The following is an 18510-nucleotide window of genomic DNA, read 5'->3' as shown; positions in this document are numbered from 1 at the left end:
TGCAAGGAACGCGTCCCTGCCAGACGGCATCAAACGCTACGCGGCAGCCGTCTCTCCTGCGAACTCGAACATAATGGTCGCCAACGGCGGCAGCGTCACCATCGCCGACCCGTCCTTTGCCACCACGCCGCCCAGATTGCCGAGCCCCGATCCCCAATAATCCTTGGCGTCGGTATTCAGAATTTCGCGCCACAATCCCGCTCGCGGCAGCGGCAATCGATACGGCGCGCGCGCGATCGGCGTCATGTTGCACACGATTACTACGGGCGGAGCATCGGGCGCCTTGCGCAGCCAGACAAAGACCGAATTATCCGCATCGTCCGCCACCAGCCACTCGAAACCCTCTGGTTCGCAATCGCGCGCATGAAGCGCCGGCTTTTCACGGTACAGAATGTTTAGATCGCGAACCAGCTTGCGCACGCCCACATGCGAGGTCGAGCGGCAAAGATCCCAATCCAGCGCACGGCTCTCATCCCACTCGCGCCGCTGGGCGAACTCCTGCCCCATAAACAGCAGCTTCTTTCCGGGATAGCCCCACATCAGGCCGTAAAAGGCGCGCAGATTGGCGAACTGCTGCCAATCGTCGCCGCTCATCTTGGTGAGCATCGATCCCTTGCCGTGCACCACCTCGTCATGGCTGATCGGCAGCACGTAGTTTTCGCTAAACGCGTAGACCAGCCCGAAGGTCACATCCTGATGATGATGCCGGCGATGCACCGGCTCGCGCGCCATGTACTTCAGCGTATCGTGCATGAAGCCCATGTTCCACTTGAAGCCGAAGCCGAGCCCGCCGTCATGCGCCGGATGAGTAACGCCTGGCCACGCCGTCGATTCCTCGGCGATGGTAAAGAAGCCGGGATGCGCGCCATATACCGCGCGGTTCATCGATTGGAGAAAGGAGGCAGCCTCCCAATTCTCTCGCCCACCAGCCTCGTTCGGGATCCATTCGCCCGCCTTACGGCTGTAATCGCGGTAGAGCATCGATGCGACCGCATCGACCCTCAAGCCGTCGACATGATAGCGCTCGGCCCAGAACAGGGCGTTGTTCACCAGAAACGCGGACACTTCGCGGCGCCCGAAATTGTAGATCGCGGTGTTCCAATCGGGATGGAAGCCGAGCCGCGGATCTTCGTGCTCGTACAAGGCCGTGCCGTCGAACCTCGCCAGCCCGTGGGCATCGGTAGGGAAATGGGCCGGCACCCAATCGAGGAGCACGCCGATCCCCGCACGATGCGCGCCGTCGACAAAACGGGCAAACCCCTCGACATCGCCGAACCGGGCCGATGGCGCGTAAAGCCCGGTGGTCTGATATCCCCAGGACGGATCGTAGGGGTGCTCCGCCACGGGCAGAAATTCGATGTGCGTGAAGCCGAGCTCCACCACATAAGGGATCAGCCTGTCAGCCAGCGCATCCCAGGTGAGGAACCAGCCATTCTCATCCCGGTCCCATGATCCGGCATGGACCTCGTAGATGCTGATCGGCACGCGCCGCGGATCCACCGACGCCCAATGCGCGCGGTGTTCGTCGTCGCCCCATTCATGCGCCAGCGGCGCCGCCGTGACCGAGGCCGTGCCGGGCCGTAGCTCGGTGGCAAAGGCATAAGGGTCGGCCTTGAGCGGCTGCACCTGCCCGTCACGCCCGATGATCTCGAACTTGTAATGCTGTCCCGCAGCAAGGTCCGGAATGAAGATTTCCCAGACGCCCACGTCGCCACGTCGGCGCATCAGGTGCCGTTTGCCATTCCAACCGTTGAAGTCACCGACAACGGAGACGCGCTGCGCATTGGGCGCCCACACCGCGAAATGCACACCGGTGGCACCTTCATGCTCGATCAGATGCGCGCCCATCTTGTCATGCAGGCGATAATGCGTGCCCTCCGCCATCAACACGTCATCGACCGGCCCAAGCACCGGGCCGAAGGTGTATGGGTCGGTCACCATCCATTCCGCGCCGCTCGCCTTTGCGCGGTACTTCAGCGGCTGCGGCTCGCCATCGATGAACCCCTCGAATAGACCGCGATGATCGACGCGTGTCAGGGTGCCAAGCACGTCGCCCGAAAGGCTGTGCGCCTCTACTGTATCCGCGCCGGGAACAAGCGTCCGGGCAAATGTACCTTGCGGCCCGGCATAGGTGCCGAGCAGCGCGAAAGGGTCACTGTGCTCGCCCCCTAGCAATGCCTCGATGGCGCCACGGGGCGGCTTCACATCACACCCCAAATCTCACGCGCATATTCGCCGATGGTGCGGTCGGAGGAAAACCACCCGACCCGCGCGACGTTGCGGATCGCTGCCGCCTGCCAGCCCGCCTGGTCCGCCCAACGCGCATCAACCGCGCGCTGCGCCGCGGTGTACGCATCGAAGTCCGCAGCAACCATAAACCAGTCGTGGTCGTATAGCCCGTTCATCAATTCGCGATAGCGGCTCGGATCGTCGGGCGAGAACACGCCGGACGCGATGGCGTTGACCGCCTGCGACAGTTCGCGGCTCCCCTCGATCACCTCGCGCGGGCGATAGGAGCCTGCCCGCTTTGCCGCCACCTCATCAGCCGTCAGGCCGAAGATGACGATGTTGTCGTCACCAACATGTTCCTTGATCTCGATATTGGCGCCGTCGAGCGTGCCAATGGTCAACGCGCCATTCAGCGCGAACTTCATGTTGCCAGTGCCCGACGCCTCCATACCAGCAGTGGAGATCTGCTCCGACAAGTCAGCCGCCGGGATGATACGCTCCGCCAGACTGACGTTGTAGTTCGGTAGGAACGCCACCTTCAGCAAGCCACCGACCGATGGATCGCTGTTCACCCGCTTCGCCACGTCATTGGCCAATTTGATGATGAGTTTGGCATTATGATAACTCGACGCTGCCTTGCCGGCAAAAATCTTGACGCGCGGCGTCCAGTCCTCTTCGGGATGGCTACGGATCTGATCGTAGAGTGCGACGGTTTCGATGATATTCAACAACTGCCGCTTGTATTCATGCACACGCTTGATCTGCACATCGAACAGCGCGTCGGGGTCGAGACGCAACCCCATGCTTTCCCCGATGAAATTTGACAGTCCCACTTTGTTCGAACGCTTCACTCCTGAGAAACGCTCCCGGAAAGAGGGATCATTCGAAAAAGAATCAAGCGACTGAAGTTTAGCTGTATCGTCACAGAATTCGGCGCCGATCGCATCCCGCACCAGCGCGGTCAGCCCCGGGTTGCAATCCATCAGCCAACGTCGCGGCGTGATCCCGTTGGTCTTGTTGTTGATGCGCGCCGGATACAGGCGGTGAAGATCGGCGAAGACCGTCTGCTTCATCAAAGCGGTATGAAGCGCCGCCACGCCGTTCACGCTGTGACTGCCGACAAAGGCCAGATTGGCCATCCGCACCCGCCGTTCGCCATTCTCGTCGATCAAGCTGATCGCCGCCACCGCCTGATCGCTCATCCCGTCGCTTTTGCGGGCTTCGCGAAGAACCCGGCCGTTGATGGCGTAGATCAACTGCATGTGCCGGGGCAGCAGTCGCTCGAACAACGGCAAGGGCCAGCTTTCCAGCGCTTCCGGCAGCAGCGTGTGGTTCGTGTAGCCGAACGTCTTGCGGGTGATCTCCCATGCTTCGTCAAACGGCAGGTCATGGTGATCGATCAGCAGGCGCATCAATTCCGCGACTGATACGGCAGGATGGGTGTCGTTCAGCTGGATTGCCGCCTTGTCCGGCAGCGTGCGGATGTCGCCGAAATACTGGACATGACGCCGAACGATGTCTTGGATCGACGCCGAGGAGAAGAAATACTCCTGCCGCAGCCGCAGTTCCTGGCCGGCGGCGCTGCTATCCGATGGATAGAGCACCCGCACCAGGCTCTCCGCGCGCACCTGCCCCGCCAGCGCGCCGATATGATCACCCGCGTTGAAGGCGTCCAGGCGTATCGGATCAAAGGCCCGCGCGCTCCATAGCCGCAGCGTGTTGACCCGCTTGCCGCGCCAGCCCACGACCGGCGTGTCATAGGCAAGCGCCTCCACTGCCTCGGCTGGCTTCCAATGAACATGCCCGACCTCGTTGCCGATCACCTCACCGCCGAAGCCGACGAAATAAGCACTCTCGCGTCGCTCAAACTCCCACGGATTGCCGTGCGCGAGCCATGTCTCGGGCAATTCCACCTGCCAGCCATCATCAATGCGCTGACGGAACATGCCATTCACGTAGCGGATGCCATACCCGTAGGCGGGTAGGTCCAGCGTCGCCATGCTTTCCATGAAGCACGCCGCCAGCCGCCCAAGCCCTCCGTTGCCAAGCGCAGCGTCGGGCTCGATCTCCTCGATCTCTGCCAAATCGACGCCAAGCACTGCCAATGCGTCGCCCACCTCCGCATTGCGGCCGAGGTTGGACAAGGCATCGCGCAACAGCCTGCCGATCAGGAATTCGAGACTGAGATAATAGACGCGCTTCGCGCCCGCGGCATGCGCCTGCCGCGTCGATGCCATCCATTTGTCGATGATCTCATCGCGCAGGGTCAGGATGGTTGCAGCGAGCCAATCATGCTTGCGCGCGGCGCGCTCGTCCTTGCCGATGCGATGGATCAGCGTGTCGACGATGCGATCGGCCAAAGGGGAACGGGCGGGAGCGGGAGCGGGCGCGATCTCGGGTTCGGTCATGGCAAGCCAAGCTTAGCGCCGGCGACGCCAGAGTCACGCACGATGCTGCGGTGCAGCTTGAGCCAAAATCAGACGGTGAAACTCTCGCCGCAGCCGCAGGCACCCTTGGCGTTCGGATTGGCGAACACGAAGCCGGCGGTGAAATCGTCCTCCACCCAGTTCATCGTCGATCCGATCAGATACAGGATCGATCCGCCATCGACGTACAGCGTGCCGCCATCGGTCTCGATCTTCTCGTCGAACGGCTTCGCCTCGCTCACATAATCGACGGAATAGGCGAGCCCCGAACACCCGCGACGTGGTGTCGACAGCTTGACGCCGATCGCGCCCGCCGGCGCCTGCGCCATCAGCGATGCGATCCGCGCCTTCGCGCTATCGGTCAGGATCAGCGCGGCGGGGCGTTCACGAACTGTCGTCGCCATCACAACATCCCCAATTCGAGCCGCGCCTCGTCGGACATCTTGGCCGGGTCCCAGGGCGGATCCCAGACGAGGTTGACGTCGGCGATCGACACGCCGGGTACCGAGCCGACGCGCAGTTCGACCTCACCCGGCATCGATTCGGCCACCGGACAATGCGGCGTCGTCAGCGTCATGGTGACCACCGCATGGCCGCCGTCCGTCACCTCGACGTTGTAGATGAGGCCAAGCTCGTAGATGTTCACCGGGATCTCGGGATCGTAGATCTCCTTCAGCGCATCAATGATCGCCTCGTACAACGCACCGCCGGGTTCGTGCGCAGCGTCGCCCTGCGGCTTCTGCGTCAGGAAACCATCGAGATAGTCGCGCTTGCGCTCACCCACGGCAGGCGCATCGACCGCATCCTCGACACGGGCGCGCGGCGGCCTGGTTTCCGCCTCCACTTCCTCGATCCGGAACGTGTCGCTGCTCATCGCAAGATCCCTATCCAAAAATCCGGCTCACTCGTTCGATGCCCTTGACCAGCGCATCAACATCCTGCGGCCCGTTGTAGACGCCGAAGCTGGCACGCGCGGTCGCCTCCACGCCCAGCACCTCCATCAGCGGCTGCGCGCAATGATGGCCGGCGCGGATTGCGACCTTGGCCTCATCCAATATGGTGCCGACGTCGTGCGGATGAACCCCCTCCACCGCAAAGGAGACGATGCCGGCGCTGTCCGCCGGACCGAACAGGCGAACCGAGTTCAGCGCACCCAGCGCCTCGCGCGTGCGGCTGACCAGCGCGGTCTCATGCGCGTGGATGCGGTCCAGCCCGATTGCCTCGACATAGTCGATCGCGGCATGGAGACCGAGCGCGCCGACGATATGCGGCGTACCCGCCTCGAAGCGGGTCGGTGCGGGCGCATAGGTCGTCCTGGCGAACGTGACGCGATCGATCATCGACCCGCCGCCCTGATACGGCGGCATGGCGTCGAGCAGATCGGCCCTGCCCCACAGCACGCCGATGCCCGTCGGCCCGTAGAGCTTGTGACCGGAAAAGACGTAGAAGTCGCAGCCGATGTCGGCCACGTCCACCGCCAGCCGCGGCACCGACTGGCACCCGTCGATCAGGATCTTCGCCCCGACGCCGTGCGCAAGCTCGGTCGCGCGTCTCGCGTCCAGCACCGAGCCGAGCACGTTGGAGACATGTGCTAGCGCGACCAGCTTGTGCGCTGGAGTCAGCATCGCCGCCATCGCGTCCAGATCGATGCGGTGATCGTCGGTCAGCGGCACCACGTCGATCGCCGCGCCGACGCGCTCCGCCACCATCTGCCACGGCACGATGTTGCTATGATGCTCCAGCGCCGACAGCAGGATGCGATCGCCCGCCTTTAGCTGCGTGCCCGCCCAGCTGTGCGCAACGAGATTGATCGCCTCGGTCGCGCCGCGAACGAAGACGATCTCTTCCTCCGCGCCGTTGATGAACCGGGCAACACGGCGCCGCGCCGCCTCATAGGCCAGCGTCATATCGGCCGAGCGCTGGTACACCCCGCGGTGCACGGTGGCATAAGTTTCGGCATAGCCGCGCGTGATCGCGTCCACGACCGCTTGCGGCTTCTGCGAAGTCGCAGCAGTATCGAGATACGCCCAGCCTTCGGGGATCGCCGGAAAGTCGGCCAGCACGTCGAGCGGGCGGGCCGCGTCAAGGATGGTGGTCGCCTGAGTCACTGAAGCGCCGCGTCCAGCCATGCATCGGCATCCGCCTCGAACGCGGCGCGGACCGTCTCGTCACCGATCCGCTCCAGCGCGTCCGCGACGAACGCGCGCGTGAGGATCGCCTGCGCCCGCGCCTTCGGGATGCCGCGGCTCTGCATATAGAACAGTGCACGATTGTCGAGCTCGCCCACGGTGGCCCCGTGCGCGCACTTCACGTCGTCGGCGAAGATCTCCAGCTCGGGCTTCAGGTTCACCGTTGCGGTGCGGTGAAGCAACAAGCCGCGCAGCGACTGTTCGCCATCAGTCTTCTGCGCATGCCGCGCGACGTCGACCGCGGCGGCCAGACTGACCTGCGAGCGATCCGATGCCACCGCGCGCCAAACTTGGCGCGACGCACCGTTGGGCTGCGCATGGTTCACGCGAACCGCGCACTCCTGCTTCTGTTCGGCCGAGGTTAGCAGCGTGCCGCCATATTCCACGAACGCGCCCTCGCCCGCCATGACGAGCTGCGCATCGATGCGGCTCCCCTGCCCGCCGGCACCAAGAAACACGGCAACGAGGCTCGCCGCCTCGCCGATCTCCGCCGCCTCCCGCAGCGACACGAATCCGGCCGGCTGGAGCAGCCGTACCGAGCGCATCAGCCGCGCACCCTTGCCCAGCCGGGTTCGGGTGAAGCAATTCTGCCATCCGGCACCGACAAACGTCTCGACGACCTCCGCCACTGCGTCGTCCGCCAGGACAATTTCCGACGCGAGATGGTTCTCGCCGCCGGTCGCGACATGGACGATCTGCACCGGATCGGCCACGCCCTGCGCGTCGAGGCGCAGCGACCAGCCGGTGCCGGCGGCGCGGCGGCCGAGCGCATGATCGTCGCCTTCCAGCGTCGTCAGACGAACATTGCACAGCCTGCTACGCCCCTCGTCCAGCACGCCATCCACGAACAACAGGCGCGCACCGGGAAGATCGAGGAACTCGTGCGTGGGTTCGGCAACCGGCGCCAGCGCGGCGGCGGCCGCCAGACCGCCCAGGTCGGCCCAGCGCCACGCCTCCTCGCGCGTCGAGGGTAGATCGAGCACGGCGTCGCTCACGCCGCCACCTCGGCATAGCCTTCACGCTCGAGCTGATGCGCGAGCTCCGCACCGCCCGAGCGGGTGATCCGACCGTCGGCGAGAACGTGAACGAAGTCCGGCTTCACATAGTCGAGCAGCCGCTGGTAGTGCGTGATGAGCAGCACTGCCTTGTCGGGTTTGCGCATGATGCGGTTGATGCCGTCGCCGACGATGCGCAGCGCGTCGATGTCGAGGCCCGAGTCCGTCTCGTCGAGAATCGCGAACTTCGGATCGATGACACCCATCTGCACCATCTCGTTGCGCTTCTTCTCGCCGCCGGAAAAACCGACGTTGACCGGGCGCTTCAGCATCTCGGCGTCCATGTCGAGCTTCTTCGCTTCCTCGCGCGCCAGCTTCAGGAACTCGCCCCCCGACAGCGGTTTCTCGCCCCGCCCGCCGCGCTGCGCGTTCAGCGCCTCGCGCAGGAACTGAACGTTCGACACGCCGGGAATCTCGACCGGATATTGGAAGCCTAGGAACACGCCCGCGGCTGCGCGCTGGTGCGGTTCCAGTTCGAGCAGGTCCTGCCCATCGAAGGTGATGCTGCCCTCGGTGACTTCATAGCCCGGGCGACCGCCGAGCACATAGCCGAGCGTCGACTTGCCGGCGCCATTCGGCCCCATGATCGCATGCACCTCACCCGCATTCACGGAAAGGTTGAGGCCCTTGAGGATCGTCTTGCCGTCAATCTCGGCGTGAAGGTTTTCGATTTTGAGCATGGTCATTCCGAGATGAAGGCGGTCGGAGCGGCCGACCCGCAAAGGTGAGTGACGGAGGCGCGGATCATCCGACCGAGCCCTCTAGGCTGATCCCCAGCAGCTTCTGCGCCTCGACGGCGAATTCCATCGGTAGTTGCTGAAGCACCTCCCGCGCGAAGCCGTTGACGATCAGCGCCACGGCGGCTTCCTGATCGAGGCCGCGCGACATGGCGTAGAACAGCTGGTCCTCGCTGATCTTCGACGTGGTCGCCTCGTGCTCGATCTGCGCGCTCGGGTTGCGGACCTCGATGTACGGCACCGTATGTGCACCGCACTGGTCGCCCAGCAGCAGGCTGTCGCACTGGGTGAAGTTGCGCACGCCCTCCGCGGTAGGCGCGACGCGCACCAGCCCGCGATAGGTGTTGTCCGAACGGCCGGCGCTGATCCCCTTCGACACGATCGTCGAGCGAGTGTTCTTGCCGAGGTGAATCATCTTGGTGCCGGTGTCCGCCTGCTGGCGATTGTTGGTCACCGCAACCGAGTAGAACTCACCGACGCTGCCGTCGCCCGCGAGAACGCAGGACGGATACTTCCACGTCACCGCGGAGCCGGTTTCGACCTGCGTCCACGAAACCTTGCTGTTCTTGCCCTGGCACAACGCGCGCTTGGTGACGAAATTGTAGATGCCACCCACGCCATTCTCGTCGCCCGGATACCAGTTTTGGACGGTCGAGTATTTGATCTCGGCGTCGTCCAGCGCGACCAGCTCGACCACCGCAGCGTGGAGCTGGTTTTCGTCGCGCATCGGGGCGGTGCAGCCCTCGAGGTATGAGACGTACGCCCCCTTGTCGGCGACGATCAGCGTGCGCTCGAACTGCCCGGTATTTTCCGCGTTGATGCGGAAATAGGTCGAAAGCTCCATCGGGCAGCGCACACCTTCCGGGATGTACACGAAGGTGCCATCGGAAAAGACCGCGCTGTTCAGCGTCGCGAAGTAATTATCATGCTGCGGCACGACCTTGCCGAGCCACTTCTTCACCAGCTCGGGATATTCGCGGATCGCTTCGGAGATCGACAGGAAGATGACGCCGGCGGCCTTCAGCTCCTCGCGAAACGTCGTTGCCACACTGACGCTGTCGAACACCGCGTCGACCGCGACCTTGCGCGCACCCTCGACGCCGGCGAGCACTTCCTGCTCGGCAATCGGAATGCCGAGCTTCTCGTATGTGCGGCGGATCTCCGGGTCGAGCTCGTCCAAAGACGCGATCGTCTTCTTCTGCTTCGGCTCCGCATAATAATATGCGTCCTGATAATCGATCGGCGGCACGTTGAGCTTGGCCCAGTCCGGCGATGCCATGGTCAGCCACTTGCGATAGGCCTTCAGCCGCCAGTCGAGCATCCACTCGGGCTCGCCCTTCTTGGCGGAGATATAGCGCACCGTGTCCTCGCTCAGCCCCTTGGGCGCGAAGTCCTGCTCAATCTCGGTGGCAAAGCCCCACTCGTACTTCTTGGATACGGCGGCGAGCGCCTCGGCGTTCTTGGTGGCCATCAGGCTTCAACTCTCATGTCATGCGTAGTCCGCCCCTCATGGGGAGCGGGCAAGGATTGTCCGGCAAGCTGCGTCAGGGTCACGCCCGCCAGTGCGCCGCGAACCGCATTGTTCACCACCGGCCAATGCGGCTTCACGCGGCACGTGCCGTCAAGCGCACATTCGTGGTGCGACGGATCGACGCAGTTGGTGAGCGCGATCGGCCCCTCCACCGCTTCGATGATGTCAGCAAGCGTGATCGCGGCGGGCGGCCGAGACAGGCGAAACCCACCGCCCGTGCCGCGCGTGCTCTCGATCAACCCGGCAGACGACAGCCGGCTGACCAGCTTCTGCGCGGTCGGCAGCGGCACGCCGGTCTCTTCGGCCAGGCTTGTCGCGTTGACACGCGCCAGCCCGCCGCAATGGCGCGCCGCGGCCGTCATCATGACGACGGCATAATCGGCAAGGCTGGACAAGCGCATGTTGCGAGCTATTCTCAAATCGGACTGTTTCGTTCCGATTGTCAGATGGGCGCGCCACGTACGGAAATCAACCGCCTGTGTTGCGGCGCATCAGCGCTGCGCCGAACCAGCGCGCGTCGGATCTCACCTCTTGATTTCACCGTCGCTTCGCGGGCACCGGACGAGGCATGACCTTTGCGCTGCGCCCCGCCCTGTTCGCTCTCGATGCCGAGCGCGCGCATCGCCTCACCATACGCGGCCTCGCCGCCTGGGGCCGGATCGGTACGCCGGGCGCCCGCGTCGTTGCCGATCCGGTGCTGGCGACGCGAGTCGCAGGGCTGGACTTCGCCAATCCACTCGGCGTCGCCGCCGGAGTCGATAAGGATGGCGAGGCGGTCACCGGACTACACGCACTCGGCTTCGGCGCAGTGGAGGTGGGTACGCTTACCCCGCTCGCGCAGCCGGGCAATCTTAAGCCCCGCCTGTTCCGGCTGGTGGAAGACGGCGCGGTGATCAACCGCATGGGCTTCAACAACGGCGGGCTGTCGGCGGCACTTCACCGGTTGCCTGCTAAGCGGCGCGGCGTGATGGGGCTCAACGTCGGAGCGAACAAGGATGCCGCGGACCGCATCGCCGATTACGTCGGCGGGGTGACCGCGGCCGCTAAGGTGGCCGATTACGTGACCATCAACGTCAGCTCGCCCAACACACCGGGCTTGCGCGACCTCCAGCATGGCGCGGCACTCCGCGACCTGTTGGCTGCGACACGAGAAGCCGCGGGCAGCCGGCCGTTGTTCCTGAAGGTCGCGCCCGATCTCGATGTCGCGGCGATCGACGACATCGCGCGGGCCGTAATCGATCATCGTCTCGACGCGCTGATCCTCGGCAACACCACCATCTCTCGTCCGCCGCTTTCGTCCGCCAATGCCGGCGAGAGCGGCGGCCTGTCGGGTGCACCGCTGAAGGCGCTCGCGCGGCAGAAGCTGGCCGAGTTCCGCACCGCGACGGGCGCCGCGATCCCGCTGATCGCCGTTGGCGGCATCGACAGCGGGGCGGAGGCCTATGCCCGCATCCGCGCCGGCGCGAGCCTCGTCCAGCTGTACAGCGCGATGGTCTATGCCGGCCCTGGCCTGCCGCTCCGCATCCTGCGCGATCTGGCCGCGCTGCTGCGGCGTGACGGATATGCGTCAGTGTCGTCGGCAGTGGGTGCCGGTTGACGCGGCGGAAGGCGCCGATAGGGTCGCGCTCCATGAAGAACCTGCTGGCGCTCGCCGCATTGCTCGCCCCCCTCCCCGCCGCTGCGCAGGGAATGGTCACCTCCGCCGACCCGCGCGCCACGGAGGCGGGTCGCGAGATCCTGCGTGCCGGTGGATCGGCGGCGGACGCGGCGATGGCGATGATGCTTGCGCTGACCGTCGTGGAGCCGCAGTCGAGCGGCATCGGGGGCGGCGGTTTCCTGGTCCATCAATCCGCCAAGGGCCCGCTGGAGACGATCGACGGGCGCGAGCGCGCACCTATGGCGGCGACGCCGCAGCGCTTCCTGGGTCCCGACGGCAAGCCGGTGCCGTTTGTCGAAGCGTTCCCCGGCGGCCGATCGGTCGGCGTGCCCGGCAACGTGCGCCTTGCCGCGCTCGCCAATAGGAAATGGGGCAAGCTGCCGTGGAAGGCGCTGTTCGCCCCCGCGATCCGGCTGGCGGAGAACGGCTATTCGGTGACCCGCCCGATGGCCGCCGCCAGCACGAACCTGACGCCGATGTGGACCGGCGGCACGACCGCCGTCGCCGGGCCGGAGGGCGGCACCTCAACCGGCGTCGCCAAGGCGACAAGCCGCTTCCCGACCATCGCCGGCATGTATTCGCGCGCCGGCAAGCCGCTGGCGGAGGGCGACCGGATCACCAACCCGACGCTTGCCAAGCTGCTGCGCCGGATCGCCGCCGAAGGCCCTGACGCCTTCTACCGCGGCCAGAACGCCAAGGCGCTGGTCGCCGCCGTTACCACCAGCAAGGTCGCGCCGGGAGATATCACCGAGGCCGATCTCGCCAAATATCAGGCGACCGAGCGTGCGCCGGTGTGCGGCACCTATCGCAGTTACAAGGTGTGCGGCATGGGGCCGCCGTCCTCCGGTGCCACCACCGTTCTCCAGGTGCTCGGCATGCTGGAGCGGTTCGATCTCGCCAAGCTCGGCAAGGATTCGCCGGTCGCCTGGCATCTGATCGGCGAGGCAATGCAGCTCGCCTACGCCGATCGCGACAAATATCTTGGTGATGCGGATTTCGTCGACGTGCCGGTCGCCGGGCTGATCGACCGCGGGTACATCGCCAAGCGCTCCGGGCTGATCTCCGAAACGCGTGCGCTCGGCAGCTACGAACCGGGCACGCCGCCGGGCGCCCCGCCGCGGACCAGCGCGCCGCAGCGTAACGAGCATGGCACAACGCATTTTATTGCGATCGATGCAGCCGGTGACATCGCCACCATGACCTCGACCATCGAAATGCCGTTCGGCAGCCAGTTGATGGCCAACGGCTACGTCCTGAACAACGAGCTGACCGACTTCAGTCTCGCCCCCGAGAAGGACGGTGCCCCCGTCGCCAATCGCGTGCAGCCGGGCAAGCGCCCGCTGTCCTCAATGTCCCCGACGATCGTCTACGATGCGAGCGGCAAGCCGGTGTTCACCGTCGGTGCGGCCGGCGGCAAGACGATCATCATGCAGGTCGCCAAGGCGATCATCGCGCATTTCGACTGGGGCATGCCAGCGCGCGAGGCGCTCGGCCAGGGCCTGGTATTCTTCAACAAGGACGGGCTGGTGCTGGAACAGGGCACCAACCTGCCGGCGATGAAGCCCGCGCTTGAGGCGATGGGCCACAAGGTATCGGTGGCGAAGCTGGGGCTGAAGGCCAATGCCGCGGAGAAGACCGCCGCCGGCTGGCGCGGCGCCGCCGATCCGCGCAGCGTAGGCACCGCACTTCAGCAATAAGCGGCCGATAGCGCCAGCAGAGAAAGCCAGCATTGAGAGAGGATGCGGCCATGCGCCAGCTCGAGCATTTCCCGAACCTCGTGACGATGTTCTTCACCCGCGCACGGGAAAAGGGTGACGCGCCGTTTCTGTGGGCCAAGCGCGGTGGAGCATGGCAGCAGACCAGCTGGGCGGAGGCCGCGCGGCAGGTCGCGAGTCTCGCCGCGGCGCTGAAATCGATCGGGCTGCAGCCGGGCGACCGCGTGATGCTGATCAGCGAGAACCGCCCCGAATGGTGCATCAGCGACCTTGCGATCATGGGCGCAGGCTGCATCACCGTGCCGACCTACATTACCAACACCGAGCGCGATCATGCGCACATCATCGAGAATTCCGGCGCGCGCGCGGTGATCGTGTCGACGCAGAAGCTGGCAGACTCGTTACTGAAGGCGGTGCTGCGTACCACCCACATTGAAACGGTGATCGCGTTTGACCAGCTTCGACCGCGGCCCTTGGGTGTGCGCAGTTGCAGTTGGGCTGGGCTGATCGAGGAGCATGCGACCGATCCCCAAGCGATCGCGAGCACGGCCACCTTCACCCGCGCCGACACCGCCTGCATCATCTACACCTCGGGCACCGGCGGCGCGCCACGCGGCGTGATGCAGCATCATGGCGCGATCCTCCACAACATCGCCGGCTGCGCGGACGTGATCTCGGAGGATCTGGGCTGGGGTGACGAAGTGTTCCTGTCGTTCCTGCCGCTCAGCCACGCTTACGAGCATACCGGCGGGCAGATGCTGCCGATCGCGATGGGCGGGCAGATCTATTACGCCGAAGGGCTGGAGAAGCTCGCCGCCAACATGGAGGAGGTGCACCCCACGATCATGTTCGTGGTGCCCCGCCTGTTCGAGGTGCTGCGGCTGCGCATCGGCAAGGCGATCGCCAAACAGGGCGGCTTGTCCGAACGGCTGCTGAGCGCCGCGCTGGAGATCGGCGAGCGGCGCGCGGCGGGTACGCTGCGGCTGATCGACCGACCGAAGGCGCTGTTGGTCGACCGCCTGTTCAAGCCGCGCATCGCACAGAAGTTCGGCGGGCGGATGAAGGCGATGGTGTCCGGCGGTGCGCCGCTAACACCGGAGGTGGGCGTGTTCTTCCAGTCGCTCGGCGTCACCTTCCTCCAAGGCTATGGCCAGACCGAGGCCGGGCCGGTCATCTCGTGCAATCGCCCCAAGGTCGGCGTGACAGTAGACAGCGTCGGCCCGCCGCTGCCGCACACGGAGGTGAGGATCGCCGAGGATGGCGAGATCCTGGTGCGCGGCGAACTCGTCATGCACGGCTATTGGCGCAATCCGGCCGAGACGGCGCGCGTGCTGCACGACGGCTGGCTGCACACCGGCGACATCGGGGTGATCGATGGCGTCGGCCGGATCAAGATCACCGACCGCAAGAAGGATCTCATCATCAACGACAAGGGCGAGAATGTCGCGCCCCAGAAGGTGGAGGGGATGCTGACCCTTCAGCCCGAGATCATGCAGGCGATGATCGCCGGTGACCGCAAGCCGCATATGGTGGCGGTGATCGTACCGGACCCCGAATGGACGCAGGAATTCTGCGCCGCGCGCGGTACGAAGTGCGACTTCGCCTCGCTCGCCCAGGATGCCGACTATCGCGCGGCGATCGGCGCGGCGGTGGAGCGCACCAACAAGGACCTGTCGGTCACCGAGCGCGTGCGCCGCTTCATCCTGGCTGACGAACCGTTCACGATCGAAAACGAGCAGCTGACACCCAGCCTGAAGATCCGCCGCCACGTGCTGCGCAGTGTCTATGGCGATCGGCTTGAGGCGCTCTACAAGGGCTAAGGCACGTCAGGTCTCGGCGAGCGATCGGCCGAAACCAAGAAGGACGCCGGTTTTCACCACCGGCGTCCCTCTCCACAGCAGCGCTACTTTGCGACGTCCTTCGGCAGGACCGTCAGCGTCCAGTCCTTTGCCGGCTGCAGATACTTGGCGGCCGTCGCTTGCAGCACTTGCGGCGTGATCGACATGTAATCGGTGACGAGCGTCCGGGCGCCATCCAGCCGGCGCGGGTCATAGGCCCCGCCACTCACCTGAAGCAGCCAGAACTGGTTGCCGGACGAGGCACGCGACAGATACTGCATCATTGGCCCGATCGCGCGCCGCAACTCGTCGTCGCTGACCGGTTTGGTCGCCAACTCGGCGGCAATCTCCCGGCTCAGCTTGAAGAACAGATCGACGTTTTCCGGTGCAACCTGGCCGACCGCGAGCACGCGACCACCGTTCTTCAGCCCCAGAGGCCACTGGCTGACCGCGCTCGGGCTGTAGCTCGCCCCCGCCACCGAGCGGAGCCGATCGAACAGGCGATCGCCGAAGATCGCTGCCAGGATGTCGAGCCGACGGCTTTCCGCAATCCCGTCGGTGCCGCCGCCCGTTGGCCAGGCGATCACCGCCGCGGCCTGTGTCTGCGCGCCATCATGCGTCAGCACGGTGGGACGATCGTTATGGGCAGGGAACGCCGTGGCGGGCGCCACCACCGGCGCCGCGCTGCGCGGCTTCATCGCCCCGAACGTCCGCGCGACCGCTGCAATGGCCTCATCGGCCTTCACGTCGCCGAAGACGTCCACCTCGATCGGTCCCGTCGCCAACAGCGGTTCCCACAGGCTGCGGAACGACTGCGGCGTCAGCGCTTCGATCTCCTCGCGGGTCGGCGGCCCCCAGCGCGGGTCGCCGGCCCGAAGCTTGCGCTCCAGATCGCGCGACAGCACGCCGTCCGGCGACGAATCGAACCCGGCATAACCCGCCAGCGCTCCGGCCTTGGCGCGCAACACCGGGGCCGCATCCCACCGCGGCGCGGCCAGTTTCGCCGCCATGAGCGCCAGATTGTCGGCATAGTCGCCTGGCGTCGTAATGGCGTTCAGAACAAAGGCGTCGTCCGTGATGTCGAAGCCCAGCCCCATGCGACGGCCTGTCGTCAGCGCGTCGAGATCGCCCTGATCCCACTTGCCGATTCCACTTTGCACCAGCGCACTCTCGGCCGCCCACGCCGCGGTCGGGCGATCGGACGGCAGCGCCCCATAGCCACGACCGAACCGAACGCGCAGATAGACTCGCCCGGTTTCAGACGCATTGGCGTACATCAGCATCCGGACGCCGTTGGAGAAGGTCACCTTTTCCACGCCGGGATCGGAAATCGCCTCCCGCGTCACGACCTTTCCGGGCGTGCCGAGCTTGGGCAGATCCTTGAAATCGACCTTGCTCTGGCGGGCGCGGCGCCCTGCCAGCTTCGATACGTCAGCGTTGAGCGCCGCCGCCAGCTTTGCCGCGGCGCCCGGATCGGCAACCCGCGTGTTTACCATTGCCCGCTCGGCATCGCCCTTGAAGACGCGCCGCGTCGATTGGAGCACGCCGGCGGCCGAGAACATGCCCTTCTTCTTGGCATCCACGAAGATGTTGTACGATTCCTGTGGCCCCGCCACCGTCTCGCGAATGTCTAGCGCCTGCACCATGTCGTCGGCCTGCTTCGACCCGGCCTCAACCCGCGCGGTTTCGACATCGTTGCGCATAGCGCCTTCGAATTCGGCCGTTTCGCGATCGACCTCCGCCTGAGTCGGCGCGGTCGCCATCGCATCTGCGATGACCGCGCGCACATCCTTCAGCGCAGCCTCCCAATCGTCCCCGATCGGCAGGATACTGACAAACGTGCCGTTCGCGGATCGCGCCACGTCATCAAGGCTGACGCTCGCCTGAAGGTAGCTGCCGCCCTGACGCGCGCGATCTTCCAGCCGACGGTTGATGACCCGCATGGCGACCAGGTCGACCAGCCGCTTCTGGTTGAAGATGATCGTGTCGTCGCGGTACGTCCACGGACGCAGCACCCCGGTGATGACCAACGGCGGGATCGACGGCTCGTTAATCGCGGCGGTCGGCGTGCCCTTCGGATCGGGCTTGCCGAAATCAGGGTCGGCGGGGTTCGGGCCGGTGCCCTGCCAGCCGCCGAAATTCTTGACGATCAACCGCGCCGCCGTCGCCGGATCGATGTCGCCGGAAATGATCACGACCGTCCGTGCCGGGCGATACCAGCGTTGGTGAAAGGAGAGCACGCTTTCCGGCGTTGCCGCTTCAAGCGTCTTCACACTCCCGATCGGAGAGCGCTCCGCCAGCGGCTGCCCCTCGAAGAACAAGGCGTTCCGCGCATCCGAAAGGCGCACCTGCGGGCCGGGCGCCTCGCGCTGCTCGGCCAGCACCGCCGGGCGCTCGGCCGCCAGGCCCTGCGCGTTGATCCCGGGTGCGGACATCATGCCGGCGAAGATCTTCAGGCTTTCGTCGAGGTTCGCCTCGGTCGCCGCCGGGAGATCGAGCTTGTACACCGTCTGCGTCGGCGTGGTCTGCGCATTGGAATCGGAGCCGAACGTCGCCCCGAAACGCTGCCACACGCGCTTCGCCTCGCCATCGGGCACATACTTCGATCCGCGAAACGACAAATGCTCGATCAGGTGCGCATAGCCGCGCTCTGCATCGGTTTCGTTCAGCGAACCGGCGTCGATCCGCACGCGGACCGCCACCTGCCCGGGCGGCACGCCGTTGCGGCGCACCGCATACCGTAGGCCATTGCGCAGCGCGCCGAAATTCCACGCCGTATCGGGTGGAATGTCCGATCCTTTGAACAGCCACGGCGCGGTATCGACCTTGATCGTCGCCGGATCGACGATCGTGCTCGCACCTTCTTGTGGGGCAGCTTTCGTCGATGCGACCTGCTTCGGCAGCGTACGCTGTCCGATCGCGGGCGCGGCGAGCAGAGCAAGAAGCGGGAGAGCGGCGAGTGGCGCAGAACAAGCGCGCGAAAAGCGGATCATGGCGCGGCTTCTAGCCTGCCGCTTGCATCATCGCCACACTTCCTCCCGATCTTTCGACGGTCCCGATCGCGCCATGTTTTTGACCTGAATCGTACCTAGCGTTCCGCCTTCCCGCCGGATCGCGAAGTGCGCGGCGCGGG

Annotated in this window: 13 protein-coding genes; 3 read left to right on the top strand and 10 right to left on the bottom strand. The window is 65.4% G+C overall.

The window, feature by feature from the left end:
• Positions 1–36 precede the first annotated feature (36 nt).
• The 9 genes from glgB to SPDO_RS03785 form a co-directional block, all read right to left on the bottom strand.
• Positions 37–2205, bottom strand: a complete 2169-nt coding sequence (glgB, locus tag SPDO_RS03825; RefSeq protein WP_088366067.1) for a 1,4-alpha-glucan branching protein GlgB — start codon at positions 2203–2205, stop codon at positions 37–39.
• Complete coding sequence (locus tag SPDO_RS03820; RefSeq protein WP_088366066.1) at positions 2202–4637, bottom strand: glycogen/starch/alpha-glucan phosphorylase; 2436 nt, start codon at positions 4635–4637, stop codon at positions 2202–2204. Before SPDO_RS03820 ends, glgB begins: the two co-directional genes overlap by 4 nt.
• 68 nt (positions 4638–4705) lie before the next feature.
• The gene (locus SPDO_RS03815) at positions 4706–5059 is read right to left on the bottom strand and encodes a HesB/IscA family protein (RefSeq protein WP_088366065.1); all 354 of its coding nucleotides are present in this window, start codon (positions 5057–5059) and stop codon (positions 4706–4708) included.
• Positions 5059–5529: an SUF system Fe-S cluster assembly protein gene (locus SPDO_RS03810; RefSeq protein ID WP_088366064.1), complete on the bottom strand. Its 471-nt coding sequence runs from the start codon at positions 5527–5529 to the stop codon at positions 5059–5061. Before SPDO_RS03810 ends, SPDO_RS03815 begins: the two co-directional genes overlap by 1 nt.
• A 10-nt stretch (positions 5530–5539) precedes the next feature.
• On the bottom strand, positions 5540–6784 hold the full coding sequence (locus tag SPDO_RS03805) for a cysteine desulfurase (RefSeq protein ID WP_088366063.1): 1245 nt from the start codon (positions 6782–6784) through the stop codon (positions 5540–5542).
• Positions 6760–7839, bottom strand: coding sequence for a SufD family Fe-S cluster assembly protein (locus tag SPDO_RS03800; RefSeq protein WP_088366062.1), 1080 nt, complete (start codon positions 7837–7839; stop codon positions 6760–6762). The genes SPDO_RS03805 and SPDO_RS03800 overlap by 25 nt, the downstream gene beginning before the upstream one ends.
• The gene (gene sufC, locus SPDO_RS03795) at positions 7836–8579 is read right to left on the bottom strand and encodes a Fe-S cluster assembly ATPase SufC (protein ID WP_088366366.1); all 744 of its coding nucleotides are present in this window, start codon (positions 8577–8579) and stop codon (positions 7836–7838) included. Before sufC ends, SPDO_RS03800 begins: the two co-directional genes overlap by 4 nt.
• 64 nt (positions 8580–8643) lie before the next feature.
• Positions 8644–10107 (bottom strand): Fe-S cluster assembly protein SufB, encoded by a 1464-nt coding sequence (gene sufB / locus SPDO_RS03790; RefSeq protein WP_088366061.1) that lies wholly within the window; start codon positions 10105–10107, stop codon positions 8644–8646.
• The gene (locus SPDO_RS03785; protein ID WP_088366060.1) at positions 10107–10568 is read right to left on the bottom strand and encodes an SUF system Fe-S cluster assembly regulator; all 462 of its coding nucleotides are present in this window, start codon (positions 10566–10568) and stop codon (positions 10107–10109) included. Before SPDO_RS03785 ends, sufB begins: the two co-directional genes overlap by 1 nt.
• A 167-nt stretch (positions 10569–10735) precedes the next feature.
• Between SPDO_RS03785 and SPDO_RS03780 the strand changes: the two genes are divergently transcribed.
• From SPDO_RS03780 to SPDO_RS03770, 3 genes are read left to right on the top strand one after another with little or no spacing between them, the layout of a single operon-like run.
• On the top strand, positions 10736–11764 hold the full coding sequence (locus tag SPDO_RS03780; protein WP_088366059.1) for a quinone-dependent dihydroorotate dehydrogenase: 1029 nt from the start codon (positions 10736–10738) through the stop codon (positions 11762–11764).
• Positions 11765–11796: 32 nt separating this feature from the next.
• A complete protein-coding gene (locus SPDO_RS03775) occupies positions 11797–13521 on the top strand; it encodes a gamma-glutamyltransferase family protein (RefSeq protein WP_245829071.1) in 1725 nt (574 codons plus the stop codon).
• Between the two features lie 50 nt (positions 13522–13571).
• Positions 13572–15359 (top strand): AMP-dependent synthetase/ligase, encoded by a 1788-nt coding sequence (locus tag SPDO_RS03770; RefSeq protein WP_088366058.1) that lies wholly within the window; start codon positions 13572–13574, stop codon positions 15357–15359.
• An 83-nt stretch (positions 15360–15442) separates the two neighbouring features.
• Here the strand turns inward: SPDO_RS03770 and SPDO_RS03765 are convergent, their stop codons facing one another.
• The gene (locus SPDO_RS03765; protein ID WP_088366057.1) at positions 15443–18370 is read right to left on the bottom strand and encodes a M16 family metallopeptidase; all 2928 of its coding nucleotides are present in this window, start codon (positions 18368–18370) and stop codon (positions 15443–15445) included.
• Positions 18371–18510: the final 140 nt, after the last annotated feature.

It is taken from the genome of Sphingomonas dokdonensis, assembly GCF_002197685.1.
Lineage (GTDB): Bacteria > Pseudomonadota > Alphaproteobacteria > Sphingomonadales > Sphingomonadaceae > Sphingomonas > Sphingomonas dokdonensis.
Note: the sequence above shows the minus strand (reverse complement) of the source record. Positions and strands in the feature narration are given on the sequence as shown.

What these genes read in the sequence shown, in the direction of transcription:
- SPDO_RS03805 (WP_088366063.1), bottom strand. Translation starts at nt 6,784, where the DNA reads ATGGCTGGACGCGGCGCTTCAGTGACTCAGGCGACCACCATCCTTGAC.
- SPDO_RS03810 (WP_088366064.1), bottom strand. Translation starts at nt 5,529, where the DNA reads ATGAGCAGCGACACGTTCCGGATCGAGGAAGTGGAGGCGGAAACCAGG.
- SPDO_RS03770 (WP_088366058.1), top strand. Translation starts at nt 13,572, where the DNA reads ATGCGCCAGCTCGAGCATTTCCCGAACCTCGTGACGATGTTCTTCACC.
- sufB (WP_088366061.1), bottom strand. Translation starts at nt 10,107, where the DNA reads ATGGCCACCAAGAACGCCGAGGCGCTCGCCGCCGTATCCAAGAAGTAC.
- SPDO_RS03815 (WP_088366065.1), bottom strand. Translation starts at nt 5,059, where the DNA reads ATGGCGACGACAGTTCGTGAACGCCCCGCCGCGCTGATCCTGACCGAT.
- SPDO_RS03780 (WP_088366059.1), top strand. Translation starts at nt 10,736, where the DNA reads ATGACCTTTGCGCTGCGCCCCGCCCTGTTCGCTCTCGATGCCGAGCGC.
- SPDO_RS03765 (WP_088366057.1), bottom strand. Translation starts at nt 18,370, where the DNA reads ATGATCCGCTTTTCGCGCGCTTGTTCTGCGCCACTCGCCGCTCTCCCG.
- SPDO_RS03785 (WP_088366060.1), bottom strand. Translation starts at nt 10,568, where the DNA reads ATGCGCTTGTCCAGCCTTGCCGATTATGCCGTCGTCATGATGACGGCC.
- SPDO_RS03775 (WP_245829071.1), top strand. Translation starts at nt 11,797, where the DNA reads ATGAAGAACCTGCTGGCGCTCGCCGCATTGCTCGCCCCCCTCCCCGCC.
- sufC (WP_088366366.1), bottom strand. Translation starts at nt 8,579, where the DNA reads ATGCTCAAAATCGAAAACCTTCACGCCGAGATTGACGGCAAGACGATC.
- SPDO_RS03820 (WP_088366066.1), bottom strand. Translation starts at nt 4,637, where the DNA reads ATGACCGAACCCGAGATCGCGCCCGCTCCCGCTCCCGCCCGTTCCCCT.